Annotated in this window: 19 protein-coding genes, 2 tRNA genes and 1 other RNA gene; 14 read left to right on the top strand and 8 right to left on the bottom strand. The window is 54.9% G+C overall.

Annotated features, from left to right (window positions below; translation table 11 throughout):
* The first annotated feature begins 31 nt into the window (after window positions 1–31).
* A complete protein-coding gene (gene aceF / locus KTN04_RS08630; protein ID WP_217334822.1) occupies window positions 32–1,999 on the top strand; it encodes a pyruvate dehydrogenase complex dihydrolipoyllysine-residue acetyltransferase in 1,968 nt (655 codons plus the stop codon).
* Window positions 2,000–2,173: 174 nt separating this feature from the next.
* Here aceF and KTN04_RS08625 read toward each other — a convergent pair whose 3' ends face one another.
* The 3 genes from KTN04_RS08625 to KTN04_RS08615 form a co-directional block, all read right to left on the bottom strand.
* Entirely contained in the window at window positions 2,174–3,466 is a 1,293-nt protein-coding gene (locus tag KTN04_RS08625) for an NCS2 family permease (RefSeq protein ID WP_217334821.1), read from the bottom strand.
* Between the two features lie 104 nt (window positions 3,467–3,570).
* Window positions 3,571–3,647, bottom strand: a tRNA-Pro gene (locus KTN04_RS08620).
* Between the two features lie 26 nt (window positions 3,648–3,673).
* A tRNA-Pro gene (locus KTN04_RS08615) sits at window positions 3,674–3,750 on the bottom strand.
* A 175-nt stretch (window positions 3,751–3,925) separates the two neighbouring features.
* Here KTN04_RS08615 and KTN04_RS08610 point away from each other — a divergent pair.
* From KTN04_RS08610 to KTN04_RS08565, 10 genes are all read left to right on the top strand, one after another.
* Window positions 3,926–4,291 (top strand): CidA/LrgA family protein, encoded by a 366-nt coding sequence (locus tag KTN04_RS08610; RefSeq protein WP_217334820.1) that lies wholly within the window; start codon window positions 3,926–3,928, stop codon window positions 4,289–4,291.
* Window positions 4,288–4,998, top strand: coding sequence for an LrgB family protein (locus KTN04_RS08605; RefSeq protein WP_217334819.1), 711 nt, complete (start codon window positions 4,288–4,290; stop codon window positions 4,996–4,998). Before KTN04_RS08610 ends, KTN04_RS08605 begins: the two co-directional genes overlap by 4 nt.
* Window positions 4,999–5,120: 122 nt before the next feature.
* On the top strand, window positions 5,121–6,230 hold the full coding sequence (gene zapE / locus KTN04_RS08600; protein ID WP_217334818.1) for a cell division protein ZapE: 1,110 nt from the start codon (window positions 5,121–5,123) through the stop codon (window positions 6,228–6,230).
* 162 nt (window positions 6,231–6,392) lie between these two features.
* The gene (gene rplM / locus KTN04_RS08595; protein WP_217334817.1) at window positions 6,393–6,821 is read left to right on the top strand and encodes a 50S ribosomal protein L13; all 429 of its coding nucleotides are present in this window, start codon (window positions 6,393–6,395) and stop codon (window positions 6,819–6,821) included.
* Between the two features lie 13 nt (window positions 6,822–6,834).
* Entirely contained in the window at window positions 6,835–7,227 is a 393-nt protein-coding gene (gene rpsI, locus KTN04_RS08590) for a 30S ribosomal protein S9 (protein WP_217334816.1), read from the top strand.
* A 262-nt stretch (window positions 7,228–7,489) separates the two neighbouring features.
* Window positions 7,490–8,086 carry a ubiquinol-cytochrome c reductase iron-sulfur subunit gene (gene petA / locus KTN04_RS08585; protein WP_217334815.1) on the top strand — a complete coding sequence of 199 codons (597 nt, stop codon included), beginning with the start codon at window positions 7,490–7,492 and terminating at the stop codon, window positions 8,084–8,086.
* The gene (locus KTN04_RS08580) at window positions 8,086–9,342 is read left to right on the top strand and encodes a cytochrome b (protein ID WP_217334814.1); all 1,257 of its coding nucleotides are present in this window, start codon (window positions 8,086–8,088) and stop codon (window positions 9,340–9,342) included. The genes petA and KTN04_RS08580 overlap by 1 nt, the downstream gene beginning before the upstream one ends.
* On the top strand, window positions 9,342–10,112 hold the full coding sequence (locus KTN04_RS08575; RefSeq protein ID WP_217334813.1) for a cytochrome c1: 771 nt from the start codon (window positions 9,342–9,344) through the stop codon (window positions 10,110–10,112). The genes KTN04_RS08580 and KTN04_RS08575 overlap by 1 nt, the downstream gene beginning before the upstream one ends.
* A 92-nt stretch (window positions 10,113–10,204) precedes the next feature.
* Window positions 10,205–10,837: a glutathione S-transferase N-terminal domain-containing protein gene (locus KTN04_RS08570; RefSeq protein WP_217334812.1), complete on the top strand. Its 633-nt coding sequence runs from the start codon at window positions 10,205–10,207 to the stop codon at window positions 10,835–10,837.
* Window positions 10,838–10,964: 127 nt separating this feature from the next.
* A complete protein-coding gene (locus tag KTN04_RS08565; RefSeq protein WP_217334967.1) occupies window positions 10,965–11,423 on the top strand; it encodes a ClpXP protease specificity-enhancing factor in 459 nt (152 codons plus the stop codon).
* Window positions 11,424–11,459: 36 nt separating this feature from the next.
* Here KTN04_RS08565 and KTN04_RS08560 read toward each other — a convergent pair whose 3' ends face one another.
* From KTN04_RS08560 to KTN04_RS08545, 4 genes are read right to left on the bottom strand one after another with little or no spacing between them, the layout of a single operon-like run.
* Window positions 11,460–12,035: a BON domain-containing protein gene (locus tag KTN04_RS08560; RefSeq protein WP_217334811.1), complete on the bottom strand. Its 576-nt coding sequence runs from the start codon at window positions 12,033–12,035 to the stop codon at window positions 11,460–11,462.
* A 5-nt stretch (window positions 12,036–12,040) separates the two neighbouring features.
* Complete coding sequence (locus tag KTN04_RS08555) at window positions 12,041–12,625, bottom strand: SIS domain-containing protein (RefSeq protein WP_217334810.1); 585 nt, start codon at window positions 12,623–12,625, stop codon at window positions 12,041–12,043.
* A gap of 31 nt (window positions 12,626–12,656) precedes the next feature.
* A complete protein-coding gene (locus KTN04_RS08550; RefSeq protein ID WP_217334809.1) occupies window positions 12,657–13,016 on the bottom strand; it encodes a YraN family protein in 360 nt (119 codons plus the stop codon).
* 13 nt (window positions 13,017–13,029) lie between these two features.
* On the bottom strand, window positions 13,030–14,856 hold the full coding sequence (locus tag KTN04_RS08545; protein WP_217334808.1) for a penicillin-binding protein activator: 1,827 nt from the start codon (window positions 14,854–14,856) through the stop codon (window positions 13,030–13,032).
* 35 nt (window positions 14,857–14,891) lie between these two features.
* Between KTN04_RS08545 and rsmI the strand changes: the two genes are divergently transcribed.
* The 3 genes from rsmI to KTN04_RS17285 all read left to right on the top strand — a co-directional run bounded on the left by rsmI (window position 14,892) and on the right by KTN04_RS17285 (window position 17,805).
* Complete coding sequence (gene rsmI / locus KTN04_RS08540; protein ID WP_217334807.1) at window positions 14,892–15,725, top strand: 16S rRNA (cytidine(1402)-2'-O)-methyltransferase; 834 nt, start codon at window positions 14,892–14,894, stop codon at window positions 15,723–15,725.
* A gap of 52 nt (window positions 15,726–15,777) precedes the next feature.
* An RNA gene (gene rnpB, locus KTN04_RS08535) (RNase P RNA component class A) lies at window positions 15,778–16,131 on the top strand.
* A 72-nt stretch (window positions 16,132–16,203) separates the two neighbouring features.
* The gene (locus KTN04_RS17285; RefSeq protein WP_217334806.1) at window positions 16,204–17,805 is read left to right on the top strand and encodes a tyrosine-type recombinase/integrase; all 1,602 of its coding nucleotides are present in this window, start codon (window positions 16,204–16,206) and stop codon (window positions 17,803–17,805) included.
* 591 nt (window positions 17,806–18,396) lie between these two features.
* Here KTN04_RS17285 and KTN04_RS08525 read toward each other — a convergent pair.
* Window positions 18,397–19,580 (bottom strand): hypothetical protein (locus KTN04_RS08525; RefSeq protein WP_456085650.1); only part of this gene is annotated, 1,184 nt, incomplete at its 5' end.

Below are 19,580 nucleotides of genomic sequence, written 5' to 3'. Positions count from 1 at the left end.
ATCTGACTGGTTTATTGCGAGAGGACTTATTGTGACTACGACTACCATTACAGTGCCCGATATCGGCGGTAGCGAAAACGTCGACATCATTGAAGTGTGCGTCAGCGTCGGTGATACCGTTGCTGAAGGTGACTCCCTGATCGTGCTGGAAACGGACAAGGCTTCCATGGAAGTGCCGTCCACGCATGCCGGTGTGGTTAAGAACATCATCGTGGCCGAAGGCGGTACCTGCAACGAAGGTGACGCCATTCTGGAGCTAGAGGCTGAAGGTGCACCCCAAGCCGAAGCCCCTGCAGACGCCGAGCCGGCCAAGGCTGAGCCTGAAGTGTCGTCCGAGTCCGTGGCCCAACCTGCAGCGTCCGCATCAACGGCTTCCAGTGTCGAGTCGGTGCTGGTGCCGGATCTGTCCGGTGCTGAAAATGTGGATGTGATCGAAGTGCTGGTGAAGGTCGGTGACGAGATTGCCGAAGGTGACAGTCTGATCACGCTGGAGACCGACAAAGCCTCCATGGAAGTGCCAGCGCCCAAGGGGGGTAAGGTCGTTTCCATGAAGATCAAGGAAGGTGATCAGGTCAATGAAGGTGATCTGCTGCTGGAGCTTGAGGTTGCCGGTGATGTTGCCGCTGCATCTGCGCCCGCAACTGAAGCGGCTCCGGCAGAAGCACCAGCTGCCTCGACTGCCCCTGCGGCAGCACCGGCACAGTCTGGTGGTGTCGAGCCGGTAACGGTACCTGATCTGTCCGGTGCCACCGATGTGGACGTGATCGAAGTGCTGGTGAAGGCTGGTGACGAAATTGCCGAAGGCGACAGCTTGATCACGTTAGAGACCGATAAGGCCTCCATGGAAGTGCCGGCGCCGAAAGGCGGCAAGGTGGTGTCCGTGAAGATTCAGGAAGGAGCTCAGGTCAATGAAGGCGACCTGATTCTTGAGCTTGAGGTAGCGGGTGCTCCGGCAGAAGCCGCCCCGGCCTCGGCTGCGGCAGCGCCCAAGGCGGCAGCACCGGCTCCTGCACCAGCACCTGCCAAGGCTGCTCCGGCAGCAGATAAAAGTGTCGATCTGAATGCGCTGGAGCAGAAAAATCGCAAGGTGCATGCCGGTCCAGCCGTGCGGGCGCTGGCGCGTGAGTTCGGTGTCGAGCTGGCCAACGTGTCTGGCACTGGCCGCAAAAACCGTATTCTGAAGGAAGACGTGCAGGCTTACGTCAAATCGGCGCTCAAGCAGCTGACCGAGAAAGGGTCGGCGGCAGCGGTAACGGCAGGCAGTGGTATTCCGCCGATTCCGCCGGTGGACTTCAGCAAATTCGGTGAAACCGAGATGGTCAAGCTGAGCAAGGTGGACAAGATCACCCGTGACAACATGTCGCGTTGCTGGCTGAACATTCCGCACGTGACCCAGTTTGATGATGCGGATATCACCGAGCTTGAAGCCTTCCGCAAGGACATGAAGGATGCGGCGGCGAAAGAGGGCGTTAAGCTGACTCCGCTGCCGTTCATGATCAAGGCGGCCGCCATTGCGCTCAAGCGTCATCAGAAGTTTAATGCGTCCCTGCACCATGATGGCGAGCACCTCGTGCTCAAGAAGTACGTCAACATTGGTATTGCAGTGGATACGCCGAACGGTCTGATGGTGCCGGTGATCAAGGATGCGGATAAGAAGAGTGTCTATGAGCTGGCGCGTGAAGCGACCGAACTGGCTGGCAAGGCCAAAGATCGCAAGTTGAAGCCGAATGAGATGCAGGGTGCCTGCTTCACCATTTCCAGCCTGGGTGGCATTGGCGGCACCGGCTTCACGCCGATCGTCAACGCGCCGGAAGTGGCGATCCTGGGGATCTCCAAAGCGGATATCAAGCCGCGCTGGAATGGCAAGGAGTTCGAGCCGCGCATGATGCTGCCGCTGTGCCTGTCTTATGACCACCGTGCCATCAATGGCGGTGATGCCGGTCGCTTCCTGACCGACCTGAACGGCTTGCTGAGTGATATCCGTCGTCTGATTCTCTGATCAGGCGATTGGTAAAAAAAGGGGTGAAGACATAGTCTTCACCCCTTTTTTATTGTCTGTAGGCGCATGCTCTCTGTTCTGTGTGTCGGCGGGCTTGGTCTCAGGCTTCAGCGGAAAGTGCTGCAGGTCGGTCAGCACCAGTTGTTAGCGCCCCGAAGGACGCCTGAAGCCGTATCAGCCGTACAGAGCCATCTTGATTACGAAGAGTGCCGACAGTACCCAGAGTGCCGGGTTGAGTTGATCAAAGCGACCGCTCAGGGCCTTGATGGCGGTGTAGGAGATGATGCCAAAGGCGATGCCAGTGGTGATGGAAAAGGTTAGCGGCATGCTGACGGTGGCAATGACCACCGGTGCGGCTTCGGTGATATCGTCCCAGTCGATTTTGACCAGGCTGTGGGTCATCAATACGGCCACAAACAGCAGGGCGGGAGCGGTTGCGTAGGGCGGAATGGTACCGGCCAGCGGTGACAGGAAAAGGCTGGCCAGAAACAGCATGCCGACGATGACCGCCGTCAGGCCGGTACGACCACCGGCCGCGATGCCAGCGCCGGATTCAATGTAGCTGGTGGTGGTGGAGGTGCCCATGACCGAGCCGGCCATGGTGGCGGTCGAGTCGGCCATCAGTGCCCGCCCCAGGCGTGGCAATCGTCCTTGCTGATCCAGCAGTTTGCCTTTCTGGGCCACGGCAATCAGTGTGCCCGAGGTGTCGAACAGATCAACAAACAGGAACGAGAATACAACACTTGCCAGGCCGATGCTGAGGGCACCCTGGATGTCCAGTTGGGCAAAGGTTGGTGCCAGAGAGGGTGGGGCAGACAGGATACCGTTGAACTCGACGTGCCCGGTCGCAAGGCTGACCAGAGTAATCGCCAGAATGCCGATCATGACCGAGCCGGTCATGCGGCGGTAATACAGGGTGGCGATGATGATAAAGCCCAGACAGGCCATGATGGCGCCCCATTGGCTCATGTCGCCAATGGTAACCAGCGTGGTGTCTTCATTGATGACAATGCCGGCATTCTTCAGTCCAATAAAGCCGAGAAACAGGCCGATGCCGGCGCCGATGCCGCCCTTGAGCGAGGCGGGGATACTGTTGATGATCCACTCGCGGATGCGAAAGATCGACAGTAGAAAAAAACATACCCCGGAAATGAAAACGGCGCCGAGTGCGGTTTCCCAGCTGTAGCCCATCTGGCCGACGACGGTGACGCTGAAAAAGGCATTCAGGCCCATACCGGGAGCCAGGGCGATGGGGTAGTTGGCAAAGAATCCCATCACGAAGCAGCCGATGGCGGCGGCCAGGCAGGTGGCCACGAACACGGCGCCCGGATCCATGCCGGTATCCGACAGGACGGTGGGATTGACGAAGATGACATAGGCCATGGTCAGGAAGGTGGTCAGGCCTGCGATCAATTCGGTTTTGACGGTTGTTTGGTGCTCGGAGAGCTTGAAGAGCTTGTCCAGCATGACAAAAATCCACGAGTAAAAACTAAAGGCAGCATTCTACCTTAGTCGCATGGATTGATCAGTTGAAAAATACTGAAGGAAACAGAAAGGCGGGAAAGAAGAATTGGTCGGGGTGACAGGATTTGAACCTACGACCCCTGCCTCCCGAAGACAGTGCTCTACCAGGCTGAGCTACACCCCGACGCAATGATACTTAGTTCCAGCCAGTGGTCGGGGTGACAGGATTTGAACCTACGACCCCTGCCTCCCGAAGACAGTGCTCTACCAGGCTGAGCTACACCCCGACAAAGCTGAAGCTAAGTATTTGTTCTGATTAAGAGTTTGTCGTATGACGCCCCTCAATCAGGAACGGAGCGCATTATAGAGAGGCTGGCGGCGTTTGCCAAGAGTCGAAGAGAAAATTGTTAAGAAAATAAGTACACTCGCCCGCTTCAAGAACAATAAGTACAGGAGGCAAGCATGTTGGCGGGGCTGTTATTGCTGCTGGTATGTCAGTTGTTGGGAGAGTGGATTGTGCTGGCAGCCGGCCTGCCAGTGCCCGGTCCGGTCATGGGAATGGTGTTATTGCTGGCGGGCTTGATTGCCCACGGCAAGGTTCCGGCGACCATTCGTACCCCTGCCGAAGGGCTGCTCCGGCATTTGGCGCTGCTGTTTGTCCCGGCCGGTGTCGGCCTCATGGTACATGCTGAGCTGATTGCGGCGGAGTGGCTGGTGATCCTGACGTCACTGGTAGTGAGCACGGTGGTTACAGTGCTGGTGACGGCGCTGGTACTCAAGCGGCTGACCCGCAATCTTGATCTGGGTGCACGGGGAGACAAGTCATGAGCAGTTTCTGGGTCTACTTTGCTGCCAAACCCCTGTGGTGGATCATCGTGACCATTGCCACCTTTCTGTTCACGAGCTGGCTCAATCGGCGGGTGGGCGGTACGCCGCTGTTGCATCCGGTGCTGGTGGCGCTGTCCTTGATAATCGTGTTGTTGCAGCTGACCGGCACAGACTACAACACGTACTTCGAAGGGGCGCAGTTCATCCACTTCCTGCTCGGACCGGCGACAGTAGCCTTGGCTGTTCCGCTGTATGACCACTTCGAGCGGGTTAAGAAAATGTTGCTGCCCCTGTTGATCGCTTGCAGCTGCGGGGCCGTAACAGCTGCGCTCTCCGTGATCGCCGTGGCTTGGTTGCTGGGCGCATCCGAAGCAACCCTGCTGTCGCTGGCGCCCAAGTCGGTCACATCGCCTATTGCGATCGGTATCGCCGAAAAAATCGGCGGATACCCGTCGCTGGCGGCGGGCTTGGTGTTGATTACGGGTGCCATTGGCTGCCTGGTCGCACCGCCGCTGTTCCGTTGGCTGAAAATCGAGGATGACGCCGTCAAGGGCTTTACTCTTGGGTTGTCGGCTCACGGCTTCGGCACCGCCTTTGCATTTGAGTTCAGTACCCTTGCCGGGGCGTTTGCCGGCCTTGCGATGGGGCTGACCGGGCTGCTGACGGCCTTTATCGTGCCTGTGTTGGTCAGGCTGTTGGGGCTTTGATGCCCTGATCTGACCCTGTGTCGAGGTGCTTCGGTGTGGCGGGATTTGCGCAACGAGGGCTTCGGCAGTAAAGTTCGCCCCCGTTGTGGTGTGCATAAACCGATCAGAGGTAAAGACTGAAAATGACTCCGCTTGAACGTTACCAGCAGGATCTGAAACGTGATGACTTCTCATATGATCCGACCCAGGAAATGGCGGTAGGGCATTTGCAGCGCCTGTATGATGACTTGGTCGCAGCGGAGCGTGCACCCAAGCCCGGCCTGATGCAGCGCCTGGGCGGCAAGCTCAAACGCCAGAAGCAGGAGCCGGTCACAGGGTTGTACTTCTGGGGAGGCGTGGGGCGTGGCAAGACTTATCTAATGGATACCTTCTACGACAGTCTGCCGTTCGAGCGCAAGATGCGGACCCACTTCCACCGTTTCATGCAGCGTGTTCACGCCGAGCTCAAGGTGCTGGATGGCACCAAGAATCCGCTGGTGGAGATCGGTCGCAAGTACGCCGAAGAGGCGCGCATCATCTGTTTCGATGAGTTCTTCGTCTCCGATATCACCGATGCGATGATTCTTGGCGGCCTGATGCAGGAGCTGTTCAGCAACGGCGTCTCGCTGGTGGCCACATCCAATATTGTGCCTGATGGTTTGTACAAAGACGGCCTGCAACGTCAGCGCTTCCTGCCAGCGATCGACATGCTGAAACAATACACTGAAGTGGTCAACGTGGACGGTGGCGTGGATTACCGTCTGCGCACCCTGGAACAGGCCGAGCTGTATCACTGGCCGCTGGACGATGCGGCGGATCAGAGTTTGGCGCAGAGCTTTGAAAGCCTGGCGCCGGATCTGGAAGAAGAGCAAGTCAATGCCCAGGTGGAAATCAATAACCGCACGATTCAGGCGCGTCGTATCTGTGAGGACGTGGCCTGGTTCAATTTTGATGATCTTTGCCTCGGTGCACGCTCTCAGAATGACTATATCGAGTTGGGCAAGATCTATCATGCCGTGTTGTTGAGTAACGTGCCGCAGATGGGGTTGAAGAATGACGATGCGGCGCGCCGCTTCATCAACCTGGTCGACGAGTTTTACGACTCCGGCGTCAAGCTGATCATCTCTGCTGAAGTGCCGATCCACGAGATCTACACGGAAGGACGCCTGAACTTCGAGATCGAGCGCACCCAGAGCCGTTTGCTGGAGATGCAGTCGCACGAGTATCTGGCACGCGAGCACCGCGCCGGCTGAAAATACATTTAGCTCTTCTCAGAGGGCGGGTGCGCAGGTATAATGCGCGCTCCCTGATTGCAGGGTGCCGAAAAAGTGTACGTTAGTGCCATGCGCTAACCAATAACTATAAGGTAAGTCGGAATCTTCGATTCGAGACTTAAATTGTAAGGTGAAACCTCCATGACTACTTTTACCGCCAAGCCGGCCGAAGTAAAACGCGACTGGTATGTTGTCGACGCAGAAGGTAAAACTCTGGGTCGTCTGGCTACTGAAATTGCCCGCCGTCTGCGTGGCAAGCACAAGCCGGAATACACTCCGCACGTTGATACCGGTGACTACATCGTTGTTGTAAACGCCGAGAAAGTAAACGTGACCGGCAACAAGCGCAACGACAAGATGTACTATCGTCATTCCGGTTTTCCGGGTGGCCTGAAGGAAGCAAACTTCAACAAGATGGTACAGACCTTCCCTGAGCGCACCATCGAGCTGGCCGTCAAGGGCATGCTGCCGAAAGGCCCGCTGGGTCGTGCCATGTACACCAAGCTGAAGGTCTACGCTGGTGCCGAACATCCGCACCAGGCTCAGCAGCCGAAAGAACTGAACATCTAAGGGGAAGGCGAAAATGTCTACTACTCAGTATTACGGTACCGGCCGTCGCAAAACCTCTACTGCTCGTGTGTTCCTGCGCCCGGGTACTGGTAAGATCACCATCAACAACCGTACTCTCGAAGAGTACTTCGGTCGCGTTACCGCGCGCATGATCGTCATGCAGCCGCTGGAACTGACCGACAATGTTGAGAAGTTCGATGCACACATCACAGTGAAGGGTGGCGGTGGCTTCGGCCAGGCTGGCGCGATTCGTCACGGCATCACGCGTGCCCTGATGGAATACGACGAAACCCTGCGTGGTGCGCTGCGTGAAGCGGGTTACGTTACCCGTGACGCTCGTATGGTTGAGCGTAAGAAAGTGGGTCTGCGCAAAGCACGTAAGCGTCCGCAGTTCTCCAAGCGTTAATTGCTGGCGGCATTGCCGCTCATGGCGATTCAGAAAAGCCTGCAACCCTTGTGGTTGTGGGCTTTTTTCGTTTTAGCGCCATGTCAATGAAAAGCGTGTTCGCCTAATGGCGGGGGCTTTTTACCTTGTAAAAAAAGGGTATTTTCATTAACATTCGGCGCATTTGAACAAACCGATTTTGTGTTTTTTCATGACTGAGCGACCTGTCAGCTTATTGTGCTCGTACAAGGGGCGGCAGATCGATTGAGGGGAGATGAAGTTAATGAGCAATGACGGCGTGAATAAGGGTCGACGTCGTCTCCTGATCGGTGCCACATCTGCAGTAGGTGCAGTGGGTGCTGTAGGAGCGGCCGTCCCGTTCGTGGCTTCCTGGAATCCGAGTGCCAAGGCGAAAGCCGCAGGTGCACCTGCAAAGGCGGATGTCAGCAAGCTGGAGCCAGGTCAGCAGATGACCGTTGAGTGGCGTGGCAAGCCGGTGTGGGTTGTCCGTCGTGGAGAAGAGGCACTGGCCAACCTGGAGAAGCTGAACGAACGTCTGGCTGATCCGATGTCTGAAAAGCCGCAGCAGCCGGATTACATTCCGAAGAACGCTGCGCGTGCAGTGCGCCCCGAATACGCCGTTATGGTGGGTATTTGTACTCATTTGGGTTGCTCACCGACTTATCGCCCGGAAGTGGCGCCAGAAGATCTGGGTCCGGAATGGCTGGGTGGCTTCTTCTGCCCTTGTCACGGCTCGCGCTTTGACCTGTCCGGTCGCGTGTACAAGTCTGTACCGGCGCCGACCAACCTGGTCATTCCGCCGCATTCGTATGAAGATGACAACACACTGGTTATCGGTGTTGATCCGGAGACTGCATAATGGCTGGTACACGCAATAAAGGTAATCCGGGCCTGATGGGCTGGATTGACGACCGCTTCCCGGCAACTGCCATGTGGGAAGACCATCTGTCGAAATACTACGCACCGAAGAACTTCAACTTCTGGTACTTCTTCGGCTCTCTGGCACTGTTGGTGCTGGTTAACCAGATCCTGACCGGTATCTGGCTGACCATGAGCTACAACCCGAGCGCCGAAGGTGCGTTCGCGTCCATCGAATACATCATGCGTGATGTGGAATATGGCTGGTTACTGCGCTATCTGCACTCTACCGGTGCCTCTGCCTTCTTCGTGGTGGTGTACCTGCACATGTTGCGTGGCATCATGTACGGTTCCTACCGCAAGCCACGCGAGCTGGTATGGATCTTCGGCATGACCATCTATCTGGCACTGATGGCCGAAGCCTTCATGGGCTACCTGCTGCCGTGGGGCCAGATGTCCTACTGGGGTGCCCAGGTCATCATCTCCCTGTTTGGTGCAATCCCCGTGATTGGTCCCGATCTGCAGCAGTGGATCCGTGGTGACTTCCTGATCTCTGGCATTACACTGAACCGCTTCTTTGCGCTGCACGTTATCGCGTTGCCGATCGTGATCCTGGCGCTGGTTGTCCTGCACATCATCGCGCTGCACGAAGTGGGTTCCAACAACCCGGATGGTATCGAGATCAAGGACAAGAAAGACGAAAACGGCGTACCGCTGGATGGCATTCCGTTCCATCCGTATTACACCGTGAAAGACATTGTAGGTGTTGTGGTCTTCCTGTTCGTATTCTGCACCGTGGTGTTCTTCTTCCCTGAGGGCGGCGGCTACTTCCTCGAGAAGCCTAACTTCGAACCGGCAAACGCGCTGAAAACACCTGACCACATTGCACCGGTCTGGTACTTCACGCCGTTCTACGCGATGCTGCGTGCGATTACTTTCCCGATGTTCGGTTTGGATGCGAAGTTCTGGGGTGTTGTCGTCATGGGTGCTGCCATTGCCATCCTGTTCGTACTGCCTTGGCTGGATCGCAGCCCGGTCCGCTCCATCCGTTACAAGGGCTGGCTGAGCAAGATCGCACTGCTGATCTTCATTGTAAGCTTCGTGATTCTGGGTGTGTTGGGTGTTCTGCCGGCAACTGAAGGCCGTACCATGCTGTCTCAGCTGTGTACCGCGCTGTACTTCGCATTCTTCCTGCTGATGCCGTTCTACACACGCATGGAGCGCACTAAACCGGTTCCGGAAAGGGTTACAGGCTAATGAAAAAGTTCCTTATCACACTGATGATGGCGCTGGCTCCGATGACAGCCAGTGCCGCCGGCGGCGCTGGAGTGCCGCTGGATTCGATTGATGTCGATCTGACTGACAAGGCTTCACTGCAGCGGGGCATGCAGACATTCGTCAACCGCTGCATGGGCTGTCACGAAGCCGGTTACCAGCGTTTTGAGCGTGCCGCTCAGGACTTGGAAATGCCGAATGAGCTGGTCGAGCAATACCTGATTTTCGATCCGAATACCAAGATCGGCGATCACATGAAGAGCGCTATGGCCAAGGAAGATGCTGCAGGCTGGTTCGGTGCGCCGCCGCCCGACTTGACTCTGGAGTCGCGTCTACGTGGTTCTGACTGGGTCTATACTTACCTGCGCAGCTTCTACAAGGACGAAAACCGTCCCTGGGGCGTGAACAACGCCGTGTTCCCGGACGTGGGTATGCCTAATGTGCTGGAAGATCTGCAGGGCAAGGTGGTCAATTACTGTACACCGGAAGAGCTGGCTCACGGTGGCAGCGAAGAGATCGACCCGCTGACCGGCAAGACCATGGGCGGCTGCCTGAAGGTGCAGGAAGCCGGCAGCCAGACTCCGGAAGAGTTTGACCAGACCATCTACGATCTGGTGAATTTCATGACCTATATGGGTGAGCCTTCACGTCTCGAGTCTGAGCGTCTGGGTACCAAGGTTCTGATTTTCCTGGCCATCCTGTTCGTGTTTGCCTTTGCTCTGAAGAAAGAGTTCTGGAAAGACGTACACTGATAGCCATCGGGTGATGAGTCCGAGACTACGCGGCCGCAAGGTCGCGTAGGTTTTTTTGTTTTCAGCAGCAAATTTTTGATGGGGATAGTTCGATGGGCGTAGTGGCCAAGCGTTCTTCCATGACCTTTTATTCGGATGGTTCCGACCATTACAGTCACCGGGTGCGCATCGTGCTCTGTGAAAAGGGCGTGGCAGTTGATATTGTCGAGTGTAAAGCCAGCGAGCTGCCGGAGGACGTGGCAGCGCAGAACCCCTACAACACGCTTCCGACCCTGCTGGATCGGGATTTGGTGTTGTACGAGCCGAATGTGATGATGGAATACCTCGACGAGCGTTTCCCGCATCCGCCCCTGTTGCCGGTCTACCCGGTTGCCCGTGCTGAGAGCCGTCTGTACATGCACCGCATCCAGCGTGATTGGTGTGTGCTGGTTGATCGCATTCTGGCGGATGAGGGTACCGAAGCCGAACTGGATCAGGCCCGTAAGGAGCTGAGCGACAGTCTGGTAGCGGTATCACCAATCTTTGCCGAAAAGCCGTTCTTCATGAGTGACGAATTTACTCTGGTAGACTGCTGTCTGGCTCCAATCCTGTGGCGTCTGCCGCAGCTGGAAATCGAGCTGCCGGACGCGCAGACCAAGCCGTTGCAGGAGTACATGCAGCGCCTGTTCGAGCGTGAATCCTTCCAGGCCAGCCTGTCCGAGTACGAGCGAGAGCTGCGCGACTGAGCATCAGTAGCATGATGCAGAACGACCGGGGATGGAGGCAACTTCATCCCTTTTTTATATACAGGATGTACATGCTGCGTCGCAGGGAAGCCTGAACTCGCACCAACCAGGAGTTGTCATGAGCGAAATCAAACCCAGCCGTCCCTATTTGTTGCGCGCCCTCTACGAGTGGGTGCTGGATAACAACATGACGCCCCACATCGCTGTCGATGCCACATTGCAGGGTGTGCAGGTGCCGGAACAGTTTATACAAGACGGACAAATCACGCTCAACATTGCCCCGGGCGCCGTGCAGGGGCTGCTGATCGATGATCAGGGTATCAGTTTCAGCGCGCGCTTTGGCGGCGTGCCGATGAACGTCTATGCGCCGATGGTGGCGGTACTGGCTATCTTCACGCGGGAGAATGGCATGGGCATGGGCTTTGGCATGGAGCCCGGTGTCGAGGAGCTGTTGCAGCAGGCTGAGCAGGCAGAGCAGCCACCGGTGCTGGAAGCAGTAGACCCGCAGGATATGGACCCGGAAGAGGCGGCAGAAGCGCCGCGCCCGAAAAGCAAGGGCAAACCGTCACTGCGGGTCGTCAAGTAAGCTGTCTGCAGCCTGACAGGCAGCAGGCGCTGCTTGTCAGGCACCGATATATTCGAAAACCTTGACGATCTTGCGCACACCGGCAACCGAGCGGGTAATGTCAACGGCAATATCCGCTTCGGCCGGTGTCACCAGGCCCATCAGATACACCACGCCATTTTCGGTGACCACCTTGATGCGCCCGCCTTCAACGCGCTTATCGGCCAGCATTTGCACCTTGATGCGGCTGGTCAGGTAGACATCGTTGCTGCGCACGATGGTTGATGTGGGGCCGGCAATCTCCAGCTCGTTGTGCACCTTGCGAACATGCCGCACCTGGCGAGCAATCTCGGAGGCCTCACGCTTGATGTTCTCGTCCGGGACCTGGCCTATCAGCAGTACCTGACCATTGTAGCTGACCACATTGATGTGTGACTGAGCCAGAGCCTGAGAGCCCTTACTGATGTTCACCAGGGTCTTGGTTTCGATGGACTCGTCTTCCAGGTAACGGCCCCAGGTGCGGCTGCCCTGGTCTTCCTGGATGGGTTCTTCACGGCTGGCACTGATCAGGCTGGAGCAGCCCGACAGCAGTGTGGATGCCAGCACGACAGCGATCAGGGGGCGTTTGAGCATAGCGATCAGCCTCCAAACAGTTGATATTCAATCAGGTCGCACAGGCAGTGCAACACCAGCAGGTGAGCGCCGTGGATCAGAGCATCCTCGGCCTCAGGTACACAAATCTCGATCTCGTCCGGCAACAGCAGTGCAGCCATGTTGCCGCCATCACCACCACTGAGTGCAATCACCATCATTTCGCGGTCATGCGCCGCCTGAATAGCTTGTACAAGGCTGTTGGCGCGGCCGTGCGTCGAGATCAGCAGCAAGATATCACCGGGCTGCCCCAGGGCGCGTATCTGCTTCGAGTAGACATCGGCAAAGCCAGTGTCTTCGCTGATGCCGCTCATGGCTGCCGCATCATTCAACGTCATGGCTGGCAGGCCCGGGCGTTCATGGCGAAAGCGATTCAGCAGCAGAGATGAAAAATGTTGTGCCAGCGCAGCGGATCCGCCATTGCCGACACACAAAATCTTCTGTTCACTGACCAGGCATTGCAGCAGGAGTTCACCGGCCTCAGCAATCAGAGGAGTATGCTGCTCGATGGTGAGCGCATGCATCTCCATGGTGTTGTGAAACTGACTGACGATACGGTCTTCAAGTTCCATTAAAAGCGTTTCCGGTGTTCTTGAGCATGTTTCATGGGCGAAAGGCGTCTTTATACCATATTGGTGGGGTCGTCTCCGAGTCCCCTTCAAAGGCGAGAACATCAAATCTGCAAGGGTACGTGCTCCAGTGCGGATTCCGGCTGAGCAGAAAGCGTGCAGCCTGAATCAGCTTCTGCTGCTTGCGCCAATCCACCGAGGCGGCGGCACCACCGAAGTACTTGCCGGCGCGTGCACGCACTTCGACAAATACGATCTGGTCACCATCCTGCATGATCAGGTCAATCTCACCCAAACGGCAACGGGCATTGCGTTGCAGCAGTGACAGTCCCTGACTGCACAGCCACTCGCTGGCCCGCCGTTCGGCGTCCATGCCGATTCGGTTGCGGTCCATCGCGTTATCTCCTTCAGTTGTTGTCGCTGCTCTCCTGGGCCAGGCTGGCCGGAATACCGTTCTCAAACGGGGTGCAGCTGAGGGTGCGCTCAAGGCGCTTGCCGGCACTCATGCTGAGTTGGCCGGTTTCCCCTACCAGAAAGGTACCGCTGCTGCGTTCCAGCTGAGGTAGCCAAGGGTAGACATTGATGCTGTCGACGCCCAGGGCAAGGAGTCGCCCCGAGCGTGACAGGGTGTTTTCACCATTGCTGCTGAGCAGGCGCTGCGCTTCGCTCGGCGCTTGCAGCAGCCAGGGCAGGTCACAGAAGGTGATACCGTTGAGGTCGACATCACGTGTGGCATCGGGATGCCCTTCATACAGATGTGATGTGGCGTAAACGGGCAGGTCGCCGGCAAAATGGTAGTCCAGCATCGGCTTGATCAAGCGAGCGGCATCCGGCAGGGCGGTCATCAGGATAGCATCTGCGTCCTTGCGACGGCGTTCCTGAAACTCCAGTCGATGGCGAACCACGGCACGCAGCTGCTTTTCACGAGCTGCACTTTGCGGGGTCAGCATGAGGTTACCGATCTGCTCGTTGTAATTGCCGCTGGTGTCATAGCGCAGGGTGCCCACCACGCGGCCGCCGGCACTCTCCAGCTCCTCACGCATAACACTGGCGACACGGTCGCCCCACTCGGCGCCAGGCGTGACCAGTAGAACGCGACGATGCCCTTCGGACAGGGCACGACGGACAATCATGCGGGCCTCATGTTCTGAAGAGAGTTCTAGTTGCCAGGGTTGCGAAGGTCCCGGCTCGGATGCGTTCAGGGCCAGCACTGGGATTTCCAGGTTCTGCAGAGCCGCCAGCTGGTTGATTAGTTGCGGATTGAGTGGACCGATCAGCAGCTCCACGCCCTGTTGGCGCGCCTGCATCAGCAAGGGGGCAACATCGTTCAGCCCGGTGGAATCGAGCAGGACCAATCGGGGGACTGACTTGCCTTGGCGACGGGCCACCTCCAGTGCCGCTTCCATGCCCTTACGCAGTGTCTGTGCTGGTTTAGCAAGCTCGCCGCTTAGTGGCAGAATGACACCGATGCGTTGTACTCGTAGCTGCTCGCCGTCGCGGTCGATACCGACCAGACCGGCAGGGGGCAGTAGCAGGGCGGGGTGAGACTGCCACATCATGCCCCATTTCTGCAGCGCTTGTTCTCGCTCGGCCAGGCCTGCACGTTCTTGTAGCATTGCTGCCAGCTCGAACCATCCCTGCTCCTGATAATCGTTATCCTGGCGTGTTGCGGCCTTGATCTGATCGAACGGGATGTTTTGCAGCAGCTGCCAGATCTGGTTGTGATAGCGCTGCTGCTCCTGCGGGTCCAGAGTCAGCAGGCTGCTGACGATCAGTTCACGGACGGCACCGATAGGGTCGTCCTGCTGCAGCCAGGCATCGGCACGCAGCTGACCCAGCGTGGCTTGCTGCTGGGCGGACAGGTTGTCAAATCGTTTCGGGTCCAGTTGGCGCAGTATGGTGGCCGGGTCCTGTTCGTTCTGGCTCAGTTGAGCGGTCAGTTTGGCAACCTCGAATGCCAGTGTGGGCGGGATGCGGCTGACATCAATGGCGTCCAATACATCCAGTGCACGTGCGTTTTCACCGCGCTGGGCCAGCTGGCGTGCCGCCTGCAGGCGCAGCTCGGCAGCAGGTGTGGCCGGTTGGGTGTCGGCCTGGCGCAGCAGGCTGTCAACACCGGCAGCAGGGCCGGCTGTCTTGTCGACCACTTCGGGGGGTGTGGTTTGGCTGGCACAGCCGGTCAGCAGGGCGGTGGCCAGCAGCAGGCTGAAAGACAGCCGGTGTAAATTCGTCATATAATCCCAGTCCTTGCCAACAGATGGATGTCCTAATGTCAGAACCCGTTCTCTATATCGTGGCCACGCCGATCGGCAACCTTGCAGACCTGTCGGAGCGCGCGCGCGAGGTCCTGGCCAGCGTTGATTACATCGCCGCCGAGGATACCCGTCACAGCGGCCGATTGCTGTCACACTTTAACATTAAAGGGCAGATGATATCAGTGCATGATCACAACGAGCGGCAGCGGTGTGAGCATGTCATCAACCTGCTTGGAGCCGGCCATTCGCTGGCGTTGATCAGTGATGCCGGTACACCGTTGATCTCCGATCCCGGCTTTCACTTGGTGCGGGCCGTGCGTGAAGCCGGCTTCAGAGTGGCACCGGTGCCGGGCTGCTGTGCCTTTGTGGCGGCGCTGTCGGCGTCGGGGCTGCCGTCCGACCGGTTTCAGTTCATCGGTTTTCTGCCGTCGAAAAGCGGTGCGCGCGCCCAGGCACTGGAAACCCTGGCAAGCAATACCGAAACGCTGGTGTTCTACGAGTCGACCCACCGTATCGTGGAGAGCCTTAAGGCGATGCAGGCCGCGTTCGGGGATGCGCGCTATGCCGTGGTGGCACGCGAGCTGACCAAAACCTTCGAGACGATCCACGGCGATACCCTGTCAGGGCTGGTGGAGTGGATTGAAGCGGACAGCAATCAGCAGCGGGGCGAATTCGTGGTGCTGGTACAGGGGGCTGAAACGGCCACGGCGGATGATGCCATCGACCCCGAAGCCGAGCGCATTCTGCGTATTCTGGCCAAGGAGTTACCACCGAAAAAAGCAGCCGGTGTAGCCGCCGAGATTACCGGCGAGAAGAAAAATCGGCTATATCAGCTGCTGATTGCCTGATTGGTCCCGGATTTGCTTGCGTCGTGCCGTCAGCCGGTTATACTTCGCGCCGAGAGTCTGCCAGGCAATCGTCGCTGCGTTCGCGCAGGGGAGGAAAGTCCGGGCTCCATTGGGCAAGGTGCCAGATAACGTCTGGGCGGCGCGAGCCGACGGAAAGTGCAACAGAAAGTATACCGCCTAAGCATCTTCGGATGACGGTAAGGTTGAAATGGTGCGGTAAGAGCGCACCGCGTGGGTGGCAACACTCCACGGCGATGGTAAACCCCACCCGGAGCAAGACCAAATAGGGACCCATTAAGGCGTGGCCCGCGCCGGGTCCGGGTAGGTCGCTTGAGACCAGTGGCGACGCTGGTCCTAGATGAATGATTGTCCACGACAAAACCCGGCTTATCGGCAGACTCTCAACTCCTTCCAACTGGTTGTTTTGTATCAGTTTTAGGTTCGCTCAGTACCACTGGACTACAAGGTGGACTACAGAGTGGACTACGCAGCTTCCTATCTGACTCAGCGTAACCGGATCTATTACCTGCAAGTCAGAGCGCCAGCAAAACCACCAATTCGTGTATCACTCAAGACTGACAGTGCCAGCACAGCCAGAATACTGGTTGGTAAGCTGCTTGGTGCTGTGGCATTGTTCAGAGCAGGGAATCTATGTGCAAAGGACTTGAAGGTAATGGCTCGATCAGTTGTTGAAGAGTACGAACAGGAACATCGTGCAATCCACTATCAAGCATTGAAATCCAGACCAGCCAGCATCTCTGAGCAGCTTTCAGGCGGTGAAGATCCTCGCTCCATTAAAGCTGTCTTGTCGGTTATGGAGAATTGGCAGTTTCTAAACCCTTTGAGCACCTTGGATTTGAGTTCTGCCAAGGCTGATGTGGCAGAGTGGCTCGAAGAAAAGGGCTTCACCGTTGATGATGAAACCCTTCAGGAACTAGCCATACTTCGCAATAAGCTGTGGAAGAAGCGGGCAGATGCAAACCAGCTTCTGATGGACAACAGGCTGTCAGAGTACGATCAGGCTGTTGAATATTTCAGGGATGAAGGTGCTTCAGATGCTATATCGTTTGTAGATCTGTATGACCAGTTTCTACACAGCAAAGTGAATGACCCCGTAAAGCCATTGAAGCCTAAACAGCAGCAGGAATATGAGCGTTTCATGGCGTATATCCGGCATATACATCCTGATTTCACCAGTACAGCTATCGACTGCATAGAGCGCAAACAGATCCGTTCAGTGGTACAGGACTATCTGAGATTACCCCGTCTGAACACAAGCCCCTACAAGCAGATGAGCTGGCCTGAGCTGGTGGCCTATGTCGATGAGGTGGATATACCTGAAAGTGATCGCCAGTCACAGGGCAGTGCTGACAACCTGAGAAAGTTTCTTCAGGGCGTGTTTGCTTATGCAGTGACAGAAGACCACTTGAAAGACTCACCAGCAAGGGGGTTGAAGCTGAATTTGGATCTGGAGAGTAACAGAGGTTACTACCGCCAGCATGAAGCGCTTTTGATGGGGCAGGGGTTTCTGTCCATGGATCATACTGAGCGCAAATGGGTGGGATTGCTGGCGCTTTATCATGGCTGCAGGGCGGGGGAGATTACTCAGCTCAGGAAGCAAGATATACGGTTAGATGCTGCTTCTGAAAGATACTATATGGTGATTTCTGACAGTGCTGGTTCAACAAAGACCAAGAACAGTAACCGTAGTGTTCCGATTCATAAACAGCTGCTTGAGTATGGGTTTATTGACTACGTTAAAGGCTGCGCTGATGGTTTGCTGTTTCCAAACTGCCATGGTCAAAAAATGACTTCATGGCTGTATGGCCTTCAGAGGCAAGTCGGTGTTGAAAGGTATGATGAACAGGGTTTAAAGAGAGACTTTCATAGTTTCCGTCATACGGTTGTTACTATGCTTAGAAGAACGGGTGGTATTAACGAATCAGCCATTCAGCAGATCGTTGGTCACAAGGTTACTTCGTTGGGACAGACTGATGTCTATACGCATGGCTTTGAAGTGAGGGATTTGGTCACTGTTGTAGATAGACTTGAATATACCACTGAGAGTTACGAGAAGTAGGTTAGAAGCTGCGTTTAGGAATTACCAGTAGGTAGAGGTGGGTGGACCTTAAAGCAGCTTGTAGAGCCTCTGAGGATCAGAAAGCGAGTTGTTACAATTTATGTTTTCGAGAGAGGTGTTGGCTAACATTCGTGCTGGTTTATGAATTTGTACCGGGTAATGAGAAGGGTCTTTAAAGGCATTAACAGGCCGCTATAACAGATTAATATAAGAGAAAGGGGTCAGAGAAGAGACCCCAGATAAAAAGTGTTATTACGTTACTATTGATTCCCTTATAGAGGCTGTTATATTTAATAACAGAATGTAAGTAATTGAAGCTATGCTTCCTGTTATTACACTACCCTGTTAATAATCTATAGTGTCTTTATAGGTTGCTCTGTAATGATCTGGTATTTACAGAGATCATATAAAGAATCTATAGAGATGTATAAGGCTGAATATTTTATCAGTGGTTATGTCTAACCCTTAATTCTCTATAGAGGACTTTTCCCTTGATAAATCATATTGTTAATATTCTATATTGCCTTTATAAACACATCTGTAATGATGTAGCCCCTACAGAGAAATTATAAAATACCTATAGATAGGTTATTAAGACTTAGCATTACCGAATATTAACCCTGTTCTTTTAGTATTCCCTGTTTTATCCTCTGTTTCTTCTGTCTTTGGCTGTTGCTTCAACCAGCTTAAATAAAACTGATTCATCCTTGTGTTATGATTGAAAGACTCACCGATAACTTCTGTCAGATATAAAGTATTCTTATCAAATTCATAATCGACACCTTTTAATCCAAAATCCTTTAGCCTTCTTGGAGGATTAGCATCTGTTTGTAGTAAAAAGTTACAATATATAGATGCAGCAATAAACATTTCAGTGAATAGTCTTTTATAGTCTTCACAACGGACAATAAAACTATCATGTATAGGTAGCACAGGTATATCTTGTTTTGTTAGTGATTCCATAACACTGAATGCAATCTGGCTATCTTTAAATTGTGTCCATAGCCCTTTCCCTGCTTCAAGATCATCGGCAATGGCAGAGTGCCGCTTCAATACCTGTGCTTTCAGATCACTATTTGACATACCTATCTCTGCTTCTAGGCTTTTTGATAGGCTATAGTTCCCCTTATAATCATTGATTAGGGCGTTCATAAATTTCTTAATGACCTTACGCCTTTGGTCATCCTTACCCTGCCAGTTCGGTAAGCCAATGTCATAAGGGTCTGAACCAGCCTCAATATAATAGCCTTTTTCAGCATACAGAATAGTGTATGCAATAGATGAGAAATCCACTTCTACAGTTTTTTCACCATTGATCGTAATATGTGCTCTGAACCTTTCCGGTAACTGTTGCCACCAGCCGCCATAGAAACGACCTCCCTGTTGCATACTTCCGCGTGAAAATATGCGTCTGAGCTGTGTTGAATAAAAGCATACAGGGTCTTTTACAGTGTTGCGTTTAAGGGCCTCAGCAGTTTGCTTTAGATGATCATCTGTTAAATCTAAACAAATACACTGTTTAGATATAAAAGCATTGTATTCATATAGAGTATCTTGAGTGTATTTTATAAATGATGCAGATTCAGGATCACTTGGTAACTCTAAGCGCATTCGTTCATCATTTTCATCCTTGCGATACAGCTCAACAAGCCGCTCTTTCGGTTTTAGAACAATAGGGAACCCAGGGCGAGAGCGTGAACAAAAAGTAATCAGTTCAGTCTTTGAGCTTTCCTCCACCAAGGCATTTGTGATCAGATACTGGCTTTTGTGATGAC

It is taken from the genome of Marinobacterium weihaiense (assembly GCF_019061305.1).
GTDB lineage: Bacteria > Pseudomonadota > Gammaproteobacteria > Pseudomonadales > Balneatricaceae > Marinobacterium > Marinobacterium weihaiense.
Note: the sequence above shows the minus strand (reverse complement) of the source record. Positions and strands in the feature narration are given on the sequence as shown.

Coding starts and splice junctions, on each gene's coding strand:
- KTN04_RS08625 (WP_217334821.1), bottom strand. CDS start 3,466: ATGCTGGACAAGCTCTTCAAGCTCTCCGAGCACCAAACAACCGTCAAA.
- KTN04_RS08610 (WP_217334820.1), top strand. CDS start 3,926: ATGTTGGCGGGGCTGTTATTGCTGCTGGTATGTCAGTTGTTGGGAGAG.
- KTN04_RS08605 (WP_217334819.1), top strand. CDS start 4,288: ATGAGCAGTTTCTGGGTCTACTTTGCTGCCAAACCCCTGTGGTGGATC.
- zapE (WP_217334818.1), top strand. CDS start 5,121: ATGACTCCGCTTGAACGTTACCAGCAGGATCTGAAACGTGATGACTTC.
- rplM (WP_217334817.1), top strand. CDS start 6,393: ATGACTACTTTTACCGCCAAGCCGGCCGAAGTAAAACGCGACTGGTAT.
- rpsI (WP_217334816.1), top strand. CDS start 6,835: ATGTCTACTACTCAGTATTACGGTACCGGCCGTCGCAAAACCTCTACT.
- petA (WP_217334815.1), top strand. CDS start 7,490: ATGAGCAATGACGGCGTGAATAAGGGTCGACGTCGTCTCCTGATCGGT.
- KTN04_RS08580 (WP_217334814.1), top strand. CDS start 8,086: ATGGCTGGTACACGCAATAAAGGTAATCCGGGCCTGATGGGCTGGATT.
- KTN04_RS08575 (WP_217334813.1), top strand. CDS start 9,342: ATGAAAAAGTTCCTTATCACACTGATGATGGCGCTGGCTCCGATGACA.
- KTN04_RS08570 (WP_217334812.1), top strand. CDS start 10,205: ATGGGCGTAGTGGCCAAGCGTTCTTCCATGACCTTTTATTCGGATGGT.
- KTN04_RS08560 (WP_217334811.1), bottom strand. CDS start 12,035: ATGCTCAAACGCCCCCTGATCGCTGTCGTGCTGGCATCCACACTGCTG.
- KTN04_RS08555 (WP_217334810.1), bottom strand. CDS start 12,625: ATGGAACTTGAAGACCGTATCGTCAGTCAGTTTCACAACACCATGGAG.
- KTN04_RS08550 (WP_217334809.1), bottom strand. CDS start 13,016: ATGGACCGCAACCGAATCGGCATGGACGCCGAACGGCGGGCCAGCGAG.
- KTN04_RS08545 (WP_217334808.1), bottom strand. CDS start 14,856: ATGACGAATTTACACCGGCTGTCTTTCAGCCTGCTGCTGGCCACCGCC.
- rsmI (WP_217334807.1), top strand. CDS start 14,892: ATGTCAGAACCCGTTCTCTATATCGTGGCCACGCCGATCGGCAACCTT.